This window comes from Stutzerimonas stutzeri, assembly GCF_000590475.1.
In the GTDB taxonomy this organism is placed as follows: Bacteria; Pseudomonadota; Gammaproteobacteria; order Pseudomonadales; family Pseudomonadaceae; genus Stutzerimonas; species Stutzerimonas stutzeri_D.
Map to the genome: position 1 here is coordinate 570,263 of NZ_CP007441.1, position 20,883 is coordinate 591,145.

20 protein-coding genes are annotated in these 20,883 nt (G+C 60.9%); 6 read left to right on the plus strand and 14 right to left on the minus strand.

Annotation, left to right across the window (positions count from 1 at the left end):
• Positions 1-2: 2 nt before the first annotated feature.
• On the minus strand, positions 3-218 hold the full coding sequence (gene rpsU / locus CH92_RS02670) for a 30S ribosomal protein S21 (protein ID WP_003283508.1): 216 nt from the start codon (positions 216-218) through the stop codon (positions 3-5).
• 196 nt (positions 219-414) lie between these two features.
• Between rpsU and tsaD the strand changes: the two genes are divergently transcribed.
• Entirely contained in the window at positions 415-1,440 is a 1,026-nt protein-coding gene (gene tsaD / locus CH92_RS02675) for a tRNA (adenosine(37)-N6)-threonylcarbamoyltransferase complex transferase subunit TsaD (protein ID WP_025240256.1), read from the plus strand.
• Positions 1,441-1,453: 13 nt separating this feature from the next.
• Here tsaD and plsY read toward each other — a convergent pair whose 3' ends face one another.
• Positions 1,454-2,023, minus strand: a complete 570-nt coding sequence (gene plsY, locus CH92_RS02680; protein ID WP_025240257.1) for a glycerol-3-phosphate 1-O-acyltransferase PlsY — start codon at positions 2,021-2,023, stop codon at positions 1,454-1,456.
• A gap of 75 nt (positions 2,024-2,098) precedes the next feature.
• Here plsY and folB point away from each other — a divergent pair, with 75 nt between their 5' ends.
• Positions 2,099-2,452 carry a dihydroneopterin aldolase gene (gene folB, locus CH92_RS02685; RefSeq protein WP_025240258.1) on the plus strand — a complete coding sequence of 118 codons (354 nt, stop codon included), beginning with the start codon at positions 2,099-2,101 and terminating at the stop codon, positions 2,450-2,452.
• Positions 2,443-2,985, plus strand: a complete 543-nt coding sequence (gene folK / locus CH92_RS02690; RefSeq protein ID WP_025240259.1) for a 2-amino-4-hydroxy-6-hydroxymethyldihydropteridine diphosphokinase — start codon at positions 2,443-2,445, stop codon at positions 2,983-2,985. The genes folB and folK overlap by 10 nt, the downstream gene beginning before the upstream one ends.
• A gap of 16 nt (positions 2,986-3,001) precedes the next feature.
• Here folK and CH92_RS02695 read toward each other — a convergent pair whose 3' ends face one another.
• The 11 genes from CH92_RS02695 to CH92_RS02745 form a co-directional block, all read right to left on the minus strand.
• On the minus strand, positions 3,002-4,276 hold the full coding sequence (locus tag CH92_RS02695) for a multifunctional CCA addition/repair protein (protein ID WP_025240260.1): 1,275 nt from the start codon (positions 4,274-4,276) through the stop codon (positions 3,002-3,004).
• 85 nt (positions 4,277-4,361) lie between these two features.
• Positions 4,362-5,918 carry a SpoVR family protein gene (locus CH92_RS02700; RefSeq protein WP_025240261.1) on the minus strand — a complete coding sequence of 519 codons (1,557 nt, stop codon included), beginning with the start codon at positions 5,916-5,918 and terminating at the stop codon, positions 4,362-4,364.
• A gap of 10 nt (positions 5,919-5,928) precedes the next feature.
• The gene (locus CH92_RS02705; protein WP_025240262.1) at positions 5,929-7,200 is read right to left on the minus strand and encodes a YeaH/YhbH family protein; all 1,272 of its coding nucleotides are present in this window, start codon (positions 7,198-7,200) and stop codon (positions 5,929-5,931) included.
• A gap of 91 nt (positions 7,201-7,291) precedes the next feature.
• A complete protein-coding gene (locus CH92_RS02710; protein ID WP_025240263.1) occupies positions 7,292-9,214 on the minus strand; it encodes a PrkA family serine protein kinase in 1,923 nt (640 codons plus the stop codon).
• A 271-nt stretch (positions 9,215-9,485) separates the two neighbouring features.
• The gene (gene glpE, locus CH92_RS02715; RefSeq protein ID WP_025240264.1) at positions 9,486-9,815 is read right to left on the minus strand and encodes a thiosulfate sulfurtransferase GlpE; all 330 of its coding nucleotides are present in this window, start codon (positions 9,813-9,815) and stop codon (positions 9,486-9,488) included.
• On the minus strand, positions 9,808-10,632 hold the full coding sequence (locus tag CH92_RS02720; RefSeq protein WP_025240265.1) for a symmetrical bis(5'-nucleosyl)-tetraphosphatase: 825 nt from the start codon (positions 10,630-10,632) through the stop codon (positions 9,808-9,810). Before CH92_RS02720 ends, glpE begins: the two co-directional genes overlap by 8 nt.
• Positions 10,629-11,012: a Co2+/Mg2+ efflux protein ApaG gene (apaG, locus tag CH92_RS02725; RefSeq protein ID WP_025240266.1), complete on the minus strand. Its 384-nt coding sequence runs from the start codon at positions 11,010-11,012 to the stop codon at positions 10,629-10,631. Before apaG ends, CH92_RS02720 begins: the two co-directional genes overlap by 4 nt.
• Positions 11,005-11,847, minus strand: coding sequence for a 16S rRNA (adenine(1518)-N(6)/adenine(1519)-N(6))-dimethyltransferase RsmA (rsmA, locus tag CH92_RS02730; protein WP_025240267.1), 843 nt, complete (start codon positions 11,845-11,847; stop codon positions 11,005-11,007). The genes apaG and rsmA overlap by 8 nt, the downstream gene beginning before the upstream one ends.
• Positions 11,848-12,093: 246 nt before the next feature.
• Positions 12,094-13,074, minus strand: a complete 981-nt coding sequence (pdxA, locus tag CH92_RS02735; protein ID WP_025240268.1) for a 4-hydroxythreonine-4-phosphate dehydrogenase PdxA — start codon at positions 13,072-13,074, stop codon at positions 12,094-12,096.
• Positions 13,075-13,150: 76 nt separating this feature from the next.
• Positions 13,151-14,458: a peptidylprolyl isomerase gene (locus CH92_RS02740; RefSeq protein ID WP_025240269.1), complete on the minus strand. Its 1,308-nt coding sequence runs from the start codon at positions 14,456-14,458 to the stop codon at positions 13,151-13,153.
• Entirely contained in the window at positions 14,439-17,195 is a 2,757-nt protein-coding gene (locus CH92_RS02745; RefSeq protein WP_025240270.1) for an LPS-assembly protein LptD, read from the minus strand. The genes CH92_RS02740 and CH92_RS02745 overlap by 20 nt, the downstream gene beginning before the upstream one ends.
• Positions 17,196-17,327: 132 nt before the next feature.
• Between CH92_RS02745 and CH92_RS02750 the strand changes: the two genes are divergently transcribed.
• From CH92_RS02750 to CH92_RS02760, 3 genes are read left to right on the plus strand one after another with little or no spacing between them, the layout of a single operon-like run.
• A complete protein-coding gene (locus CH92_RS02750) occupies positions 17,328-18,353 on the plus strand; it encodes an aminoglycoside phosphotransferase family protein (protein WP_025240271.1) in 1,026 nt (341 codons plus the stop codon).
• On the plus strand, positions 18,350-19,021 hold the full coding sequence (gene murU, locus CH92_RS02755) for an N-acetylmuramate alpha-1-phosphate uridylyltransferase MurU (protein WP_025240272.1): 672 nt from the start codon (positions 18,350-18,352) through the stop codon (positions 19,019-19,021). The genes CH92_RS02750 and murU overlap by 4 nt, the downstream gene beginning before the upstream one ends.
• Positions 19,022-19,792: a DnaJ domain-containing protein gene (locus tag CH92_RS02760; protein WP_025240273.1), complete on the plus strand. Its 771-nt coding sequence runs from the start codon at positions 19,022-19,024 to the stop codon at positions 19,790-19,792.
• A gap of 30 nt (positions 19,793-19,822) precedes the next feature.
• Here CH92_RS02760 and CH92_RS02765 read toward each other — a convergent pair whose 3' ends face one another.
• Complete coding sequence (locus tag CH92_RS02765; RefSeq protein WP_025240274.1) at positions 19,823-20,836, minus strand: alpha/beta hydrolase family protein; 1,014 nt, start codon at positions 20,834-20,836, stop codon at positions 19,823-19,825.
• Positions 20,837-20,883 lie beyond the last annotated feature (47 nt).

The window sequence follows — 20,883 nt, forward strand, 5'->3', positions numbered from 1 at the left end:
GATCAGTACAGGCGAACGCTGCGGCGCTGTTCGCGCTGCACTTTCTTGGCGTGACGCTTGACTGCGGCAGCAGCTTTACGCTTGCGCTCGGCAGTGGGCTTCTCGTAGAACTCGCGGCTGCGGACTTCAGCCAGAACACCGGCCTTTTCGCAAGAACGCTTGAAGCGACGCAGAGCTACGTCGAATGGTTCGTTCTCTTTAACTTTAACGTTGGGCATCCAGGACGTACCTTCACTTGTTTACCGGTTACAACGCGCTTCGGCAAATATCGCGAGCACGCTGGTTTTAAGGGTTGCGGATGTTAACGCCTTGCCGAGAGGAATGCAAAGCCCCCTGATCGAAAAGCGCTGGTCGGTCGCTGGCCCCGGCGATTAATATGGGCGGCTTCATTCGCTTCTCTGGAAGGTCATACCCATGCTGGTGCTGGGGTTGGAAACGTCATGCGACGAAACCGGTGTCGCGCTGTACGACAGCGAGCACGGCTTGCTGGCCGATGCCCTGTTCAGCCAGATCGATCTGCATCGCGTCTATGGCGGGGTGGTGCCGGAGCTGGCTTCGCGTGACCACGTCAAGCGTATGCTGCCGCTGATCCGCCAGGTGCTAGCCGAAGCCGGACGCGAGTCGAGCCAGATCGATGCGGTGGCCTACACCGCCGGTCCTGGTCTGGTCGGTGCGTTGCTGGTGGGCGCTTCCTGTGCTCAGGCGATGGCGTTTGCCTGGGGCGTGCCGGCGGTCGGCGTGCATCATATGGAAGGCCACCTTTTAGCGCCAATGCTCGAAGAGCAGCCGCCGGCGTTTCCGTTCGTCGCGCTACTGGTATCCGGCGGGCACACGCAGCTGGTTCGGGTTGACGGGATTGGCCGCTACGAATTGCTGGGCGAGTCGGTCGACGATGCCGCGGGCGAAGCTTTCGACAAGACGGCGAAGCTGATGGAGTTGCGTTATCCCGGCGGCCCGGAGATCGCAGCCCTTGCCGAGCGCGGGACACCGGGTCGATTCACCTTTCCGCGTCCCATGACCGATCGACCCGGGCTGGATTTCAGTTTCAGCGGCCTCAAGACGTCGACCCTCACGACTTGGCAGCAATGCCGTAGCGCTGGCGACGACGGCGAGCAGACCCGCTGCGATATCGCGCTGGCGTTTCAGCAGGCCGTTGTCGAGACGCTGACCATAAAATGCCGGCGCGCTCTGAAGCAGACAGGTTTGAACAATCTGGTAATCGCCGGTGGCGTAAGCGCCAATTTGGCATTGCGTCGGAACCTCGAAGCGATGCTCGGCGAAGTGAAGGGGCAGGTGTTTTATGCGCGGCCCCGTTTCTGTACCGACAATGGTGCGATGATCGCTTACGCCGGTTGCCAGCGCTTGCTTGCCGGCCAGCAGGACGGGCCGGAGATTTCGGTTCAGGCGCGTTGGCCGATGGAGACGCTCGTAGCGGTATGAGTTGGCTCGCCAGCTAGAAGTGCCGCTCTGTGCCCGCGAAAAGGTCGCGTAAGTTGTTTCGGTGACGCCAGACGACCAGCCCAGCCAGTAGTGCAATAGGCCAAAGCGCGTCAGGCTGTTGCCAGGCCAGAAATGGCAGGCATAGCGGTAACGCGGCAAGAGCGGCAATGGAGCTGGTACGGGTCAGCTTGAATACCACCAGCCAGATGGCCAGGGCTAGCAGAGCCGTCGGTGGGTGCAGGCCGAGCAGGGCGCCCGCAGCCGTGGCCACGCCTTTACCGCCGCGGAAGCGGAAGTACAAAGGATAGAGATGGCCCAGCACCGCCGCCAATGCGATCCAGGCCTGTTGCTGAATAGACAGGCCCAGCGCGGCGGCGAGCAGGACCGGCAACAGGCCCTTGAGCAGGTCGCCGAACAGCGTGCTGATGGCCAGGCGTCTGCCAGCGAGCCGCAGCATGTTGGTCGCGCCGGGATTGCCGGAACCACTGGCACGTGGATCAGGTGCGCCGGTCAGACGACTGAGTAGAATGGCGAACGACAAAGAACCGATCAGATAGGCGAGCAGTGTCAATTGCCAAAACATGGCATCCATCCGGGGCAGGGAGCTCCTGAGTCTAACGGCGTACACCGGCGTTGTCGTGCCGCGGGAGAAAGTTGCATGGACACAGTTTTCATCGAAGGGCTGGAAGTGGATACGCTGATCGGCGCCTATGATTGGGAGCGCGGCATTCGGCAGTGCTTGCGCCTGGATTTGACTTTGGGGTGGGACATTCGTCCCGCTGCGGAAAATGATGAGTTGGGCAAGGCGCTGGATTATGCCGAGGTGACCGCCGCCATCGATCGGTTTTCGCAGTCTTCACGCTTCGAGCTGGTCGAAACCTTTGCAGAGCGCCTGGCTGCCGGTTTGATGAGTCAGTTCAGCATTCCCTGGCTACGGTTGCGGGTTACCAAACCGGGCGTCAATACGCGCGCGTCGGCGCTGGGTGTGGAGATCGAACGCGGATGCCGCTGACTCGCGTACTGCTGGGGCTCGGCAGCAATAACCGCCGCGAACAGAATCTGACTGCCGGTCTCGATGCGCTGGAGCAGCTGCTTGGCGACATGCGCTGTTCGCCCGTCTTTGAAAGCCTCGCGGTGGGCTACAAAGGCGACAATTTCTACAATCTGGTCGTGTCCGGAACCGCCGAACTGCCGTTGATTGAGCTGGACCGCAGACTCAAGTTCATCGAGGCGGACAACGGCCGCTACGCGCCGGATCGCAAGGGCTTGCCGCTGGACATCGATGTATTGATTTATGGCGACCTGACTGGCAATTTCAATGGGTTGGAACTGCCGCGTCCAGAAACGCTGAAAAATGCCTTCGTGCTCTGGCCATTGGCCCTACTGGTGCCAGATGTGATGCATCCGCGAGCGGGGCGGAGCTTCGCCGAGCTGTGGCGCGATTCGAACATCGAGCAGCAGCTCTGGCCGGTGCCGTTCCAGTGGAGGGGCGCGCAGCTGACGCCGGCCGCACTGATGGCGGAAACGCCGCGCGCAGATACCTGAGGGCGGCAGTGGTCAGCTAGGCGTTGCGCGGGTCGCTCGGTGCGTCATCCCCGGGGTGATCGACTTCGCCGGCGCTGCCCTGCTGCTGCCACTGATAGGCCTGCACGGCCAGCAGGCGTGCGCGTTTGAGCGCCTCGCCCAGTTCCGCCGCCTGGTAACCCTGCTCGATAAGCGCTTTCGCCTGTACGCCGCGAGCCGCCTCGGCGGCACCGCGCAAGTACTCGGCCTGGATGTAGTCGGTGGGCTTGGGGGCGGCGCGGCCACGCGCATCCATCTCGCAGGCGGCAATGAACTGCTCGAAGCGCTCCGGACGGCGATAGATGTCGAAGTGCTGAAGCATTTCGAACAGTGCCTGGGCGGACAGCTCCGGCGCCCGATGCGCGCAGGGGCAAAACTCTCCGACCAGCATGGCCAAATCCTGACAATCGCGGGGAACCTTGTATCGAACGCTGAGCGCTGCGATCAGCGGCAGTCCCGCCTTGTCAGCCGGCGGAACCTGGGCATCCGCCGGCGTCTCACCCAAATGCTGCAGCAGGCAGGCCCAGCGTACCGCTAGCGGTTGTGCGTGCATTGCATTCTGCCGCAGCACCTCGAGTACGTGATCACCGAGGGTGGCTTCAGAATTGCCTGGGCGCGGTTGCGACACGCTGAATAATCGGTCGATTTCCGGAAATAGCTCCTTCAGAGCGCCGCAATCGCGCAGCACCTGCACGAATACGTCGGGGCGGGGTTCCATCAGAGCCCGCGAGATTTCCTTCCAGCTGCGTTCCGGTGTCAGCGCCTGGAGCTCACCCGATTCGGCGAGCTGGCGCATCAGCGCCAGAGTTTCAGCGGCAACGCTGAAACTCAGTTCGGCATAGCGCGCGGCAAAGCGGGCCACACGTAGCACTCGCAAGGGATCTTCAGCAAAGGCCGGGGACACGTGTCTGAGCTGGCGCGCGGCCAGATCGGCCTGGCCGTCGTAGGGATCGATCAGATGACCCTGCTCGTCCTCGGCCATGGCATTGATGGTCAGATCGCGACGGACCAGATCTTCTTCGAGGGTGACGTCAGGGCTGGCATAGAAGGTAAAGCCGCCGTAGCCCCGGCCGCTCTTGCGTTCGGTGCGGGCAAGCGCGTATTCCTCGCTGGTAGCCGGATGCAGGAACACCGGAAAGTCGGCACCCACCGGACGGAAGCCCTTGGCCTGCATCTCCTCGGCGCTGGAGCCGACCACCACCCAGTCCACCTCGGTGACGGGCCGCCCCAGCATCCGATCACGTACTGCTCCGCCGACTTTGTAGATCTGCATGTATTTCCTCCGTTCCGGCGGAGGATAAACGAAAGCCCCGCAGCAGCAAGCCGCGGGGCTTACGAAAGGCGCAGCGCCGAGCCGATCAGATCGGTGGCAGCGCCAGACTCATACCGGGGAATTTGCCTTCGGACTCCGGTTCGACGGCCCTTGGCGGCATGTGGTGCGTGGTTACCAGCTTGTCATCCTGCATGGATTGCAGATGCACATCGAATCCCCAAAGCCGGTGCAGATGCTTGAGAACTTCGTCAGTAGACCCCCCCAGAGGTTTGCGGTCGTGTTGCTGATGACGCAGGGTCAAGGAGCGATCACCGCGGCGATCGACGCTCCAGACTTGCACGTTGGGCTCGCGGTTGCCCAGGTTGTATTGCGCCGCCAGCAGCTCGCGGATGGCGTGATAGCCGTTCTCGTCATGGATGGCCGGGACCAGTAGCTCGTCCTTGTGATCGTCGTCGAGGATGCTGAACAGCTTCAGGTCACGAATGACCTTGGGTGAAAGGAACTGCAGGATGAAGCTCTCGTCCTTGAAGTTATTCATCGCGAACTTCACCGTCGTCAGCCAGTCGCTGCCCGCTATGTCAGGGAACCAGCGCTTGTCTTCTTCGGTGGGGTGTTCACAGATCCGGCGGATGTCTTGATACATGGCAAACCCCAGGGTATAGGGGTTGATACCGCTGTAGTACGGACTGTCGAAACCGGGTTGATAGATCACGCTGGTGTGAGACTGGAGAAACTCCATCATGAAGCCGTCGGTCACCAGCCCTTCGTCATAAAGATCGTTGAGCAACGTGTAGTGCCAGAAGGTCGCCCAACCTTCGTTCATCACCTGGGTCTGGCGCTGCGGATAGAAATATTGGGCGATCTTGCGCACGATCCGAACGATCTCGCGCTGCCACGGTTCGAGCAGCGGCGCATGTTTCTCGATGAAATAAAGGATGTTTTCCTGCGGTTCGGCTGGGAAGCGCTGGTCGCGCTGACGTTCATCCTCTTTTTCGCCGAACTTTGGAATGGTTCGCCACAGATCGTTGATCTGCTTCTGCAGGTGCTCTTCGCGATCCTTCTGCCGCCGCCGCTCCTCTTCGGCAGAAATGGGGTAGGGGCGCTTGTACCGATCAACACCGTAGTTCATCAGTGCATGACAGGAATCCAGCAGGTCTTCCACCGCATCGATGCCGTGGCGTTCCTCACATTGCATGATGTACTGCTTGGCGAACACCAGATAGTCGATGATCGAGCTGGCATCGGTCCAGGTGCGGAAAAGATAGTTGCCCTTGAAGAAGCTGTTGTGGCCGTAGCTGGCGTGGGCGATCACCAGCGCCTGCATGGTGATGGTGTTCTCCTCCATCAGATAGGCGATGCATGGATCGGAATTGATCACGATCTCATAGGCCAGACCCATCTGCCCGCGGGTATAGGATTTCTCAGTGCTGAGGAAGTGCTTGCCATAGGACCAATGGTGATAGCCCAGCGGCATGCCCACCGATGCGTAAGCATCCATCATCTGCTCGGCAGTGATGACCTCGATCTGGTTGGGGTAGGTGTCCAGCGCGTAACGTTCGGCAATACGCCCGATCTCCCGGTCATAGGTGCGGATCAGCTCGAAGGTCCATTCCGAACCGGTTGAAATGGGCTGTCGTTTCATGCTGCTTACCTCAGCTAGCCATGCGCCGCTGGAAGAGCTCGCGGAACACCGGATAGATGTCTCCCGCGGTCACCAGCTGCTGCTGCGCGAACGATTCACCGAAGGCTTCGGCCACCTGATTGTATTCGTACCACAGCGCCTGATGTTCGCGAGGAGTGATTTCCACATAGGTGAAATACTGGACGAACGGCATGATCTGGTTGATCAGAATGTCCCGGCAGATCGGCGAATCGTCGTTCCAGTTATCGCCATCCGAAGCCTGCGCCGCATAGATGTTCCATTCATTGGCCGGGTAACGCTCGGCCATGATCTCCTGCATCATTTTCAACGCACTGGATACGATGGTCCCGCCGGTTTCCCGCGAATAGAAGAACTCCTCTTCATCGACCTCTTTGGCGCTGGTGTGATGGCGGATGAACACCACGTCTATCTTGTCGTAGTTCCGTTTGAGGAACAGGTAAAGAAGAATGAAAAAGCGCTTGGCGATGTCCTTGGTGGATTGAGTCATGGAGCCGGACACGTCCATCAGGCAGAACATCACAGCCTTGGAGCTGGGGTTGGGATGCTTCACCAGCAGGTTGTATTTCAGGTCGAAGGTATCCAGAAAAGGAACCCGATGAATGCGGGCGCTGAGACGCTCGATTTCCTCTTCAGCGGCCTGGATGTCAGTGAAATTGGCGGGCTCCTCAAGCTTCAGTCGGGCTAGTTCGGCCTTGATCTCACGCAGCTTGGCGCGGCTGCTGCCCGACAGTGCGATTCGGCGCGCATGGGCCGAACGAAGGGTGCGGATGATATTGATGCGCGATGGGTTGCCTTCATTACTGATGCCGGCGCGTACCGTCTTGAAGGTGTCGGTCCCGGCCAGATGGCGCTTGACCAGGTTGGGCAGCTCAAGGTCCTCGAACATGAAGTCGAGGAATTCCTCCTGAGTGATCTGAAAGACAAAGTCGTCCATGCCATCGCCGCTATTACTGGCCTTGCCGGCGCCCTGGCCCCCACCGCCACCCTGAGGTCGGGGAATGCGCTCCCCCGCGATGAAATCCTTATTGCCAGGATGCACGATGGTCTGCTTCCCGCCGCGACCATGGTGCAGAATCGGTTCGTCGATATCACGGCCGGGAATACTGATCTGCTCGCCGTGCTCCATATCGGTGATGGAACGGCGACCCACAGCCTCTTCGACGGCCTTCTTGATGTGTCCTCGGTAGCGCTGCAGGAATCGTTGGCGATTCACCGTGCTCTTGTTTTTGCCGTTCAGACGGCGGTCGATCACGTAACTCATAGGCCCCTCCGGGGCAGCCGGGAGCTGGTAGCTTGAAGCTGGACGCGTGCTGCTTGGGTTCCAGCTTCAAACTTCAGACTTCAAGCTGCTGTTACTGCGATTTACGGACCCGCAGGTACCATTCCGACAACAGGCGTACCTGCTTCTCGGTATAGCCGCGCTCGACCATGCGCACGACGAAATCGTTGTGCTTCTTCTGATCCTCCTTGCTGGCTTTGGCGTTGAAGCTGATGACCGGTAGCAAGTCCTCGGTGTTGGAGAACATCTTCTTCTCGATCACCACCCGCAGCTTCTCGTAGCTGAGCCAGGACGGATTCTTGCCGTTGTTGTTGGCGCGGGCACGCAGCACGAAGTTGACGATCTCGTTGCGGAAATCCTTCGGATTACTGATGCCGGCCGGCTTCTCGATTTTTTCCAGTTCTTCGTTGAGTGCGGCGCGGTTGAGGATCTCTCCGGTTTCCGGGTCGCGGTATTCCTGATCCTGAATCCAGAAGTCTGCGTAGAGCACGTAGCGGTCGAAGATGTTCTGACCGTATTCGCTGTAGGACTCGAGATATGCGGTCTGGATCTCCTTGCCAATGAAGTCGACGTAACGCGGCGCCAAGTACTCCTTGATAAATCGCAGGTAGCGTTCTCGGACCTCGGCGGGGAACTGCTCCTGCTCAATCTGCTGTTCCAGTACATAGAGCAAGTGCACCGGGTTGGCGGCGATCTCGTGCGGATCGAAGTTGAACACCTTGGACAGGATCTTAAAGGCGAAGCGGGTCGACAGACCATTCATGCCTTCGTCGACGCCGGCCGTATCGCGGTATTCCTGGATCGATTTGGCTTTGGGGTCGGTGTCCTTGAGGTTTTCGCCGTCATAGACCCGCATCTTCGAATAAATGTTGGAGTTTTCCGGCTCTTTCAGGCGGCTCAAGACGGAGAACTGCGCCAGCATTTTCAGCGTGTCGGGCGCACAGTGCGCTTTGGACAAGGAGCTGTTGAACAGCAGCTTGTCGTAGATCTTGATCTCATCGGTTACCCGCAGGCAGTACGGCACCTTGACGATGTAAATACGGTCGATGAAGGCTTCGTTGTTCTTGTTGTTGCGGAAGGTGTGCCATTCCGACTCGTTGGAGTGAGCCAGCAGGATGCCATTGTAGGGGATCGCGCCTAGGCCCTCGGTGCTGTTGTAGTTGCCTTCCTGGGTAGCGGTCAGCAGCGGGTGCAGCACCTTGATCGGCGCTTTGAACATCTCGACGAATTCCATCATGCCCTGGTTCGCGCGGCAGAGTGCGCCCGAATAGCTATAGGCATCAGCGTCGTTTTGGGGGTATTCCTCGAGCTTGCGGATATCCACCTTGCCCACCAGCGCGGAGATGTCCTGGTTGTTCTCGTCGCCCGGCTCGGTCTTGGCGATCGCGATCTGGTTGAGGATCGAGGGGTACAGCTTGACCACCCGGAACTGGCTGATGTCGCCGCCGAACTCCTGCAAGCGCTTGGTGGCCCAAGGCGACATTATCGAATTCAGGTAGCGGCGCGGGATGCCGTAGTCCTCTTCGAGAATCTGCGCATCTTCGGCCGGATTGAACAGTCCCAGTGGCGATTCAAACACCGGCGAACCCTTGATGGCGTAGAAAGGCACCCGTTCCATCAACTGCTTGAGTTTTTCGGCAAGAGACGATTTGCCGCCGCCTACCGGGCCGAGGAGGTAGAGGATCTGTTTCTTCTCTTCCAGCCCCTGTGCGGCATGCCGGAAGTAGGAAACGATTTGATCGATGCAGTCTTCCATGCCGTGGAAGTCTTCGAATGCGGGATAGCGTCGGATCACCTTGTTGGAAAAGATCCGCGACAGTCGGGAATCAGTCGACGTGTCGATCAGTTCGGGCTCGCCGATCGCCATCAACAGGCGCTCGGCTGCGGTAGCGTAGGTACCCCGGTCTTCCTTACACAGATCGAGGTATTCCTGAAGCGAATACTCCTCCTGGCGGGTTGCTTCGAATCGTTGCTGGAAATGGCTGAAAATGCTCATGACTTCACCTCGGACGATGCTCGGAGCCGGTGTTGTCATCAGGCATTCAGGTGCGGCCGACATGTCGGCCCTGGAGTCCCCCCGAACACCTAATGGTCGAAAACCTGAGGCCCGGTAGCCGGTACACGGCTTTCACCTGTTTGGATGGCCTGAACTGAAGGATAGTTCGGATTCAGCAAATTCAAGGGAACAGAGCTGCTTTTACCGCTGCGTTTCGTCGGATCGCAGGCGCAAGGCCGCGCAATACGCGGCCTTTGGGGGCGGATATTTTTTAGCGGGGATCGCCTTGCTCGACGTCCTGAGGAAAGGTCTGGCGCCACAGCTCGAAGCCGCCGTCGAGGCTGTAGACATCGGAGAAGCCCTGGTTGATCAGGTAGGCGGCCGCGCTCTGGCTGGAGTGGCCGTGGTAGCAAGTGACGACGAGCGGGTGGTCGAGGTCCGCAGCCGCGATGAAATCCGGTAAGGATTGATTGTCGAGATGTGTCGAACCGGTGATATGGCCACTGGCGTAGCTGTTCGCATCGCGAATATCGACGATTACACCGCCACTGCCGCGCAGCGCCTGGGCCTGGTCTGGCGAGATACGTTTGAAGTCAGTCATGGTTGGCCTCGCAATCGCAGCGGTGGAGTTCTCCGCTGTCGAGATTCATCAGAGTCATGGTGTTGCCCCATACGCAACCGGTATCCAGTGCATACACATTAGGCTCGTTGCAGTGACCTTCCAGTGCAGCCCAATGGCCGAAGATGATCTTGCAGCCGCGGGTTTTGCGGCTGGGATGGCTGAACCAGGGCGCGAAGCCCGGCGGTGCCGAGTCGAGCCCTTCCTTGGCCTGCAGATCGAGCGTACCGTCGGCCTTGCAGAAGCGCATGCGGGTGAAATAGTTGGTGATCAGGCGCAGCCGCGGTATGCCGTGCAGCTCCTTGTTCCATTTGGCGGGCTGGTTGCCGTACATGCCGTCAAGAAAGGGCGGCAGCATGGCGTCGTCGCGCAATGCCTGTTCGACCTCGGCAGCTCGCCTCAGGGCCTTGGTCAGCGTCCATTGCGGCGGGATGCCAGCATGGACCATGGTCGTTTCTCGTTCGGTGTCGTGATGGATCAGCTTCTGCTGACGCAGCCAGTCGATCAGGTCGGCTCGGTCGGGCGCATCGAGGATCGCCTGGAGCGTGTCGGATTTTTTCAGCCGCTCGACATTATGCGCAACGGCCAGAAGATGCAGATCATGATTGCCCAACACTGTGACGCCAGAACTGCCCAGATCGCGTACGAAGCGCAGCGCTTCCAGCGACTGTGGGCCGCGGTTGACCAGATCCCCGGCGAGCCATAGACAGTCGCGAGAGGAGCTGAAATCGACCCGCTGCAGCAGACATCTGAGGGGTTCGAGGCAACCTTGCAGGTCGCCGACAGCATAGGTAGTCAATGCAAGGCTCCGGGTACGGCCAGCCGGAAGGGGGCAATCTCGGCGTCGAAGCGGTGTCCGTCTTCGGCAAGCATCTGGTAGCTGCCTTGCATGGTGCCGACGCGTGATGCCATGAGCGTACCGCTGGTATAGACGTGCCGCTGACCCGGTGCGATCACTGGCTGTTCGCCAACGACACCGGCGCCGCTCACCTCCTGCACCTTGCCGTCGCCATCGGTGATGATCCAGTGACGAGACAGCAGTTGTGCAATGAGCTGGCCCTTGTTTTCGATCGTTACCTTGTAGGCAAAGGCATAGCGGTTTTGTTCCGGCTGCGACTGGTCGGCCAGGTAGGTCGGGCTGACGCTGACATCGATCCGGTAGCGCTGGTCTTCAGGCATGGGAACTCCTGCTGGTGGGCTCGCCTTCAGACGCGGCGCAGCTGCGGGCGGAAAGTTGATCTGACAATCTTACGAACGCGGCCAGGTCCAGCTGTTCCGGGCGAAGGCTGCCGTCGACATTGGCCGCGGCGATCGCGTCTGCATCGAGCAGGCCCTTTAGCGTATTGCGCAGTGTCTTGCGGCGCTGATTAAAGGCCTGGCGAACGACGGTTTCCAACTGGCGATGGTCGCGCGCTGGATGGGGCAGCACTTCGTGCGGCACGAGGCGAACGATGGCGGATTCGACCTTGGGCGCCGGGTTGAAGGCACCGGGGCCGACATTGAACAGGTGTTCGACGCGACAGTGGTACTGCACCATGATCGACAGGCGTCCCCAATCGCCGCCGCCTGGCTGCGCGGCGAGCCGTTCGACCACTTCTTTCTGCAGCATGAAATGCATGTCGCGGATTAGCGCGGCGTGGTCGAGCAGATGGAAGATCAACGGCGTAGAGATGTTGTACGGCAGGTTGCCGACGATGCGCAAGCTCGCGGATTCCCGGCTCAGCTGGGCGAAATCGAACTTCAAAGCATCGCCCTGATGCAGTGAGAAATTGTCTCGGTCGGCGAATTTCTGCTGGAGGATCGGGATAAGGTCCAGGTCCAGTTCGACCACGTCCAGGTGCGCTCCGCTGTCGAGCAGGCCTTCGGTCAGGGCGCCCTGACCCGGTCCGATCTCGACCATGCGTTCACCCTGCTTGGCATGGATGGCGCGCAAGATGCGATGAATCACGCCGGCATCGTGAAGGAAGTTCTGACCGAAGCGCTTTCGCGCGCGGTGTTGATAGTTCTCGGACATGGACAGCAGTACCCAGAAGCAGCTTGAAGCAGGAAGCCTGAAGCTGGAAGCGAAAAGGTACGCAGTTTAACAGGCTGGGGTGGATGTCGCTTTTTGCATCGAGCAAACCTGCGATCGGCGGACAAGAGCTACCCTGCGTTAGCCGAGGGGGAAGTAGATTCCGCTTTTTACATCCATCGACGCTGCCGGGGGGCCATACGCCAACCAACATCGATCAGCTTCCAGCTTCCAGCTTCCAGCTTCCAGCTATCTAGCCATCTGATACGCCGTTTCCAGCGCCACCTGCAGGCTGCCGGTATCGATCTGGCCGGTGCCGGCCAGATCGAGCGCGGTGCCGTGGTCGACCGAGGTGCGCACGATCGGCAGACCCAGGGTGACATTGACGGCCGCACCGAAGCCTTTGTATTTCAGCACTGGTAATCCCTGATCGTGATACATCGCCAACACTGCATCGCAGTGATCGAGGTGCTTGGGGGTGAACAGGGTGTCGGCGGGCAGCGGGCCGATCAGGTCGAGCCCCTCGCGACGAAGCGCTTCCAGGGTCGGTTCGATGATCTCGACTTCCTCGCGACCCAGGTGACCGCCTTCGCCGGCGTGAGGGTTGAGCCCACAGACCAGAATACGGGGATGGGCAATGCCGAACTTCTCCACCAGATCGCTGTGCAGAATGCGTGTCACACGCTGCAGGCGCTCGGAAGTGATGGCGGCCGCGACCTCCTTGAGCGGGAGATGTGTGGTCACCAGTGCAACCCGCAGGCCGTGGGTGGCGAGCATCATCACCACCTGCTCGGTGTCTGTCAGCTCCGCCAGAAACTCGGTGTGCCCAGAGAACGGGATGCCCGCCTCGTTGATAACCCCCTTGTGCACTGGCGCAGTGATCATCCCGGCGAAACTGCCATCGAGGCAGCCTTTACCGGCGCGTTGCAGAGTAGTGAGGACGTAGCGGGCGTTTGCCGGGCTGAGCCGGCCACTTGTTACCGGTGAGGCGAGCGCGGTATCCCAGACATACAGGCTGCCCGCCGGTGCCGGCTGGTCCGGCCAACGTGCCGGAGTTACCTCAATCAGCGTGGTGTTCAACCCCAGCTCGGCTGAGCGGGCTTGCAGCAGCTCGAGGCTGGCGATGGCGATCAAGGCGTGAGGCTGGCTGTCGCGCGCGAGCAACAGACATAGGTCGGGACCGATGCCGGCGGGCTCGCCGGGGGTCAGGGCGAAGCGTTGGACGGTCATGTCGATCAGCCTCAAGCGGGTAAAAAAAACGGGCCAGCCAAACTGGCGGGCCCGCTGGTGGCGTGCTACGTCGATATCAGATCTTGATTTCGACGTACGCCTCGTCGCGTATCTGACGCAGCCAGGCTTGCAGTTCTTCTTCATATTTGCGGTTGCGCAGTAGCGCCAGCGCCTGTTGCTCGCGGAACTCTTCGCTGGAGTCGGTAGCGCGGCGTCCCAATACTTCGAGGATATGCCAGCCGTACTGGGTCTTGAAGGCTTCGGACAGCTGGCCATTCGGAGTGTTGGCCATGACTTCGCGGAATTCCGGTACCAGTGAACTCGGATCGATCCAGTTGAGATCGCCACCGTTGAGCGCCGAGCCCGGGTCTTCGGAAAAATTCTTAGCCAGCTCGGCAAAGTCTTCGCCGGCTAGGATGCGGTCGCGCAGGCGCTCCACCAGGCGATGGCTTTCCTCTTCGCTGCGGATCTGGCTCGGTTTGATCAGGATATGGCGGACATGGATCTCGTCGCGCACCTGGGTATCACCGCCGCGCTTGTCCAGCACTTTGAGCAGGATGAAGCCTGGCGGTGTACGGACCGGCTGGGTGAAGTCGCCGACATTCATGGTGCTCACTTCGGTGTCGAACGGCGGAGGTAGCTGAGCGGCTTTACGCCAACCCATGTCACCGCCTTCCAGTGCGTTTTCGCTGGCTGAGCGAGAGACAGCCAGTTTGGCGAAGTCCGCCCCATTTTGCAGTTGTTCGTAAGTATCCTGTGCGGTTTTCTCTGCCGTCTGGATGGCAGCCGAGTCGGCTGATTCGGACACTGGAATCAGGATATTGGCCAGCCGGTATTCTTCGGATAGTTGCAGTTTGCCAAGGTCGGAGGCGAGGAAATTCTCGACTTCCTGGTTCGACACCTGAACGCGCTCGGCAATGCGCCGTTGGCGCACGCGGCTGATGACCATTTCTCGGCGGATCTGCTCGCGGGCGGTATCCAGGCTCAGACCGTCGTGCTCGAGGGCAGCGCGGAACTGGTCGAGGCTCATGTTGTTACGCTGAGCGATGGTGGCCATGGCCTGGTTGAGCTCTTCATCCGAGATGCGGATGCCTGAGCGCTCACCGATCTGCAACTGGAGATTCTCGGTGATCAGGCGCTCTAGCACCTGCTGCTGCATGACATCTCGCGGCGGCATTTCGGCGCCGCGCTTCTCGATGGTCTGCTCGACCTCGCGAATACGCTGGTCCAATTGGCTTTGCATGATGACGTCGTTATCGACGATAGCGGCGATACGGTCGAGCGCACGCACTTCGGCGCCGGCCGAAGCGACGAGCGTGGCGTTGCCCAGCAAGAACGCGCCCACCAGCAGTGGGCGCAGGTAATCAGAAAGCTTGATCTTCACGTTCACGGTAACCTTGTATGCCTTCGTCGAGGAATGTCTCGGTCGTGCTGCCGAATGCGCCGCCGAGTCCCTTGAGGACGATTTGCAGGAAGATGCCGTTATCCGGCTCGTCGTTCTGCGATGGGTTGAGACTGGTTTCGTCGTAATCGATCCAGTAGCGGTTGATCAGGCGCACCTTCCAGCAGCAGCTGTCGTATTCGAAACCACCAAAGGCTTCCAAGGTACGGTTGCGGCTGTAGTCATGCTGCCAGCGTGCGATCACGCTCCACTGCGGCAGAATCGGCCAGATAGTGGAGATGTCGTGCTGGTTAATCTTGTAGTAGTCCTTGATGTACTCGGCGGTGCCCGGCGTGCCGTAGTCGCCGCCATAGGTCCATTGGCCGGTCGCCTGGTCGAAGCGGACGGTATCGTTGCGATAGCGATAGCCGAAGTTGACGATCTTCCGTGGATTGTCAGCTGGCTGGTAATGGAACATGGCGCTGCCTGAGCGCGTGCTGCCGGCATCCGGATCCCAGTTGAAGGTCGACGTGAAGCGCCAGTCGCGGTTGTAGCGATACATGTATTCGAGCGCATATGGCGACACATCTGAAGTCGAACCCGGACGGTCCTCGAGATTCGGCAACTGCACTTCCCGGTCACGGAAATACATGATCTGGCCGATGCTGAACCGTTGGCGCTCCAGCCCATTCGGCTCGATCCAACGGTTGGTCACGCCGAGCGATAGCTGGTTGGCGTCGCCGATGCGGTCTTTGCCGGAGAACCGATTTTCACGCCACAGTGAGGAGTAGCTGAAAGTGCTTTCGCCAGTGTCGAATATGGGGATGTCGTCCTGGTCCTCTTCCGGCACATACAGATAGAACATCCGGGGCTCGAGGGTCTGGCGATAATCCTTGCCGAACCACTGGGTGTCGCGATCGAAATACAGGCCGCTGTCGACGCTGAAGATCGGCACGCTGCGATCGGGCGAGTCGTTGAAGTCGGTTACCTGGCCACGGCCGGTATTGTCCAGCGTCAGGTCGTACTTGGTATAGGCGTATTTAAGCGACGGCTTGACGAAGCCCCAACTCCAATTGAGCGGCAGGCTGACGCCGGGCTCAAGATGCAAACGCTCGCCTTCGGCACGAGTCAGGCCGCTCAAACGATCGTCATACCACCGCTCGGGATTACCGTCATCATTGATGAAGTTACCGCTGCGCAAGCTGCGCTGGAAACTCACGAATTCGGTGTTGTAGGCGAAACGCAAACCGCCCGGCTGGAACGGCAGCGCGCCATTGAGCGTCAGTTGAGGCAGGCGTTCATAAGGCGTGACGTCGGCGATGGTGGCGCGTTCGTACGCATGCACATTCAGGCGCGCGGTGTAAGTTTCGCCGCGATAGCTCAGCGTGCCGCGCTGGTCGAGATGGTCCGGTTGGTCAATGCCCAGCTGGGTGTCCAGGTCCTGGAAGTAATAGGGGTCGCTGATGTCGGTGTAGTCGACCTCTGCCAGCCAGCGATTGTCCAGGCCGGTCCGGTGCTGCCAGCTGTACATCCAGCGCTGGTCTTCGTACTCGGACTGCAGCTTGCGGTCGTCGTTACTGTCATCCAGATAAGCCGCGCCGAACTGCCCTTCACTGCTGCGGGTCAGGTAGCGGAACTCGCCTTCCATCAGCAGACCGCGGTCGGTCATGTAGTTCGGGTAGAGCGTGGCGTCGAAATTCGGTGCCAGGTTGAAATAGTAAGGTGTGATCAGTGACAACCCGGTATCGCTGGAGGAACTGATGCTGGGCGCGAGGAACCCGGATTGGCGGCGATCGTCGATCGGGAAATAGATATAAGGCGTGTAGAACACCGGGACGCCCTTGACCCGAAGCGTCACGTTCGTCGCCGAGCCAAAGCCGGTCGCTGGGTTCAGAGTGACGTTGTTGCCTTGCAGATACCAGTCGTTGTCACCCGGCTCACAACGGGTATAGGTCCCGTCCTTGAGGCGAATGATGGCGTCTTCGGTGCGCTTGGCATACTGCGCGCTGCCGCGGACCTTGCCTTCATGGACCACATATTCGGCGTTCTCGACCTGGGCTTCACCGGTATCGAGGAAGAGTTCGGCGCGGTCGCCGACCATGAGAGCGCCGCGATCACGCAGGCGAACGTTGCCTTTCAGCTCGCCGCGGTTCTCCAATTGATACAGACTGGCTTCGTCGGCCTCGGCCTGGATGCTGCCTTGGCGCAACACCACATCGCCGGCCAGCGTCGCGACTTCCTGTTGCTGCTCGTACCGCGTGGCTTTCGCCGAGACGTACGTCGGTGCGTCGCTCATCGGGGTTTCGTCGAACCGACCGGGACGGCTCGGTTCAACATAGGTACCAGCGCAATAGGGGCCCGTCTCGGCCAGTTGCGCATTGGTCAGTTGATCACGCGGCACCCAGTCCAGGTGGCTGTAGTCGGCGCTGCGCGATGCCAGCGCGAGACCCTTGCTCTCAGTCACCAGTTTGGTGGTGGCTGTCTGGCGTTCGGCCTTGCTGGCGCGCGGTTGTGCGGCGGCGGTGGCGTCGCTGGCAGCACTGCCACGATGGACGGGGCGGGGCGGCAGGTCGGGGCTGGCGGCGTCGGATGCGCAGCTCCAGCTTCCACCCGCGCCGGGCTGACAGGCAAACTGCTCGGCTGCGATGACAAGAGGAGTCGCTACAGGTTGCAATGCGAGGAGACCGCCGGTAACCAGTAGGGGGAATTTTTTACGAAAAGCGGGATATTTGACTGCCATCTTGTTTTTTGGGTCCGTGCTTGCGGCGAGCCATCGGCCGGGCTGGGCCGCACGCCTCTCGATGGGCTGAAAAAGATGCTGGATAATAAAGCATGACCCGCCTATCGGCTAGCGCCGTGGAGAGCACTGAATATGCCGCAACACGATCAACGTCTACAGGACCTGCGCGCTTGGCTGAAACCCCAGCTGAGCGCGCTTTTCGAGCGCGAAGGCTGGGGCAGCGTACCGGAGGTGGCACTGGTTCCGGCCAGCAGCGACGCCAGTTTCCGCCGCTATTTTCGCTGGGAGGCGCAGGGGCGAAGCTTCATCTTGATGGACGCACCGCCGCCACAGGAAAACTGCCAGCCGTTCGTTGCGATGGCGGAGTTGCTGGCCAAGGCGGGCGTCAACGTACCGGCGATTCTCGCCCAGGATCTGGAGCGCGGCTTTCTACTGTTGAGCGACTTGGGGCGGCAAACCTACCTCGATGTCATCGACGAAACCAACGCCGACGACCTGTTCACCGACGCCATCCAGGCCTTGCTAGCCTTTCAGACCCAACCGCTGGAAACCTCGCTGCCGAGCTATGACGAAGCTCTGCTGCGCCGTGAGCTGCAACTGTTTCCAGAATGGTATGTGCTGCGCCACTTAGGGCATCGCTTCAGTGCGGCCGAGCTGGAGGTCTGGGAACGGGCCTGCCGGCTGCTGATCGACTCGGCTTTGGCGCAGCCAAAGGTCCTGGTGCATCGCGATTACATGCCACGCAATTTGATGATCAGCAAACCGAACCCTGGTGTCCTGGATTTCCAGGATGCCGTCATCGGCCCGGTGACTTACGACATCACCTCATTGTTCAAGGATGCCTTCCTCAGCTGGCCGGAGGAGCGAGTACAGAGTTGGCTGCAGGGCTACTGGGACGCCGCGCGCGTTGCGGGCGTTCCGGTCCAGCCCAGCTTCGACGAATTCCAGCGCGCCAGTGACCTTATGGGACTGCAGCGGCACCTGAAGGTCATTGGCATCTTCGGGCGGATCTGCCACCGCGACGGCAAACCACGCTATCTGGCCGACGTGCCACGCTTCTTCGCGTACATCGAGACGGTTTCCGCGCGCCGCCCGGAACTGGCTGAGCTGAGCGCGTTGCTGCAAGGCCTGCCGTCGGGACCGGTGGTGCAGCCATGAAGGCCATGATCCTTGCGGCGGGCAAGGGCGAGCGCCTGCGCCCATTGACCTTGCACACGCCCAAACCGCTGGTAGAGGCGGGCGGCACGCCGCTGATCGAATATCACGTGCGTGCGCTGGCCAGGGCGGGCATCACCGAGCTGGTGATCAATCATGCCTGGCTAGGCGAACAGATCGAGGCGTACCTGGGAACGGGCGGTCGGTTCGGCGTGCGCATCGATTACTCGGCGGAGGGCGAGCCGCTCGAGACCGGCGGCGGTATCCATCGCGCGCTGCCGCTGCTGGGCGATCAACCGTTTATGGTGGTCAATGGCGACATCTGGACCGATTACGACTTCGCCGCCCTGGCGCAGCCGCTCGGTGGGCTTGCGCATCTGGTGCTGGTGAGCAATCCGCCACATCATCCGGCCGGCGACTTCGCGCTGATTGGTGACCAGGTCATCGAAGCCGGTGCTTCGGCTGCAACTTTCACCTACAGTGGCATCGCCGTGCTGCACCCTCGATTGTTCGAAGGCTGCAGCGCCGGCGCATTCAAGCTTGCACCCTTGCTGCGTCAAGCGATGGCGACCGGACAGGTGAGTGGCGAGCATTACAGCGGGCGCTGGGTCGATGTCGGTACCCACGAACGCCTGGCCGAGGTCGAGCGAATCCTGGAGGCGCAGCGCTGAATGTTCTGGCCCATTACGCTGTTGGGGGCACTGATCGGCTGGCTGATCGCGAGTATTCCGGGAGCGCTGCTTGGCGCACTGCTCGGGCAGGTGCTCGATCGCCACCTCGGGCTGCACTCGTGGACCAGGCTGCGCGAGCGGATGGGCGGCGACAAGGCCCTGATGCAGGGCGACGAATTGCTATTTTTCCTGCTCGGCCGCCTGGCCAAGAGCAGCGGGCGAATCAGCGAGGCGCATATCCAGATTGCACGCCAAGAGATGCAGCGGCGACATCTGAACCCGACGGCTCAGCGTCTCGCCATTGATGCGTTCTACCGGGGTAAGTCCAGCGGTGAGGGATTACGCGGTCCACTGCAGCGCTTGAGAGGGCGTCACGACGAGGCCAAGGGAGTGCTTCAGGCCTGCTGGCGGATGGCCCGGGCGCAGGGGCAGATCGACGCGCGTGAGCACGAGTTGGTGATGCTATGGGGACGATGGATGGGCTGGGATTCAGCAGCCATCGCGGCGCTGGATCCAAGCGGTGGGCGGCGCCAGGGGGCGCCGAGCAACCTCGGTGGCGCCTATGAACAAGCCCTGCGACTACTTGGCGTGCGCGCCGACAGCGAGCCTCAGGCGATCAAGCGTGCCTATCGACGGTTGCTCAGCAAACATCACCCGGACAAGCAGGCCGGCGCTGGCGCGACGGCGTCGCAAGTCCGCGAAGCGACCGAGCGAACCCGAGAGTTACACAACGCATACACCTTGATCCGCGAGCGGCGCGGCTTTCGCTGACGCGGCATCGATGCGCTGGGCTGTGGGCCGTTACGTCTGCTTGGCCAGCCAGCCGCGAACCCGGCGCAGAAGTTGTTCCTGCGCGGCTTCACGGTCGCCAGTGGGTGGTTGTAACCCAACTTGCTTGTAGGCCGGATGCTTGTTTCGACGGCTCGCGTTGAGCCGCTCGCGCGCTGCCGAACGCTGACTGTTACTGTCCTGGTAATAGAAATCGCCCGTTGCCAGCTTGAGCGTCGGGATCAGGCGTGCAAGCGGCTCTTCCTGCCCTTCGGGTTGGCGCGGCTGGATAATCAACAGGTGCCGGACATCGGTCGGTGCCAACTGCTGAATATAGCGTGCGGCCCAGTAGCCCCCAGTGCCCTGGCCGAGGAGCACGATGGCCCCTGGTTGCTTGCTGCGCGCGAAGGCGAGGGCTGCCTCGATACGCTCAGCGATCTGCTCGGCCTGGGCAACTTCAGCGGGTGGCGCCGCGGTGGACTCTTCTGCCGCTGCGCCGTCAATAGGCGTTTCATCCGGCAGTGCTGCCGTTTCTTCTGGCAGATACCCGGCCTCACTGGGTGCGCTTTCGTCCACGGGCGGCTGTGGTTCTGCTTCGGCGGGATCGGCTGGCGGCTCCGTCGGCTCTTCCGGGCCCGCCAGTGGGTTCAGGCTAGGCGAGTCCGGTAGGCTGAGGCTCAGGGTGTGCCAACCGTAATCGGGCAGACCACGGCGCAGAGGGCCGATGCCACGCGGCCAATCGGCCGTTTCTCCCTCTCCGGGCAACAGGATGATGATCCCCTTGGGGTCGCCAACGTTGGCCGGCCGCCAGAGTGCGACGAAATCCTTGGTGCCTGCCTTCAGGCTGACGAACTCGCTGCTGGGCAGCTGACGTAGCAGGTCCGCTGCCATCGTGTCGCTGCGTGACGGCAGTTCGGGCCGCTCGGCTGGAACCGGCACGGAAGCGGGTGCGGTCGTGGCCGGCTCATCCGCAGCGGCGACCGTCAGCACCGTCAAGGTCGAGGACAGGATGGCAACCCACCGCAGTGAATCGCGAAAACGAGGCATTGGATCTCCCGGGTGTCTGGCTGGCAGGCCGTAACGATGGCTGGCGC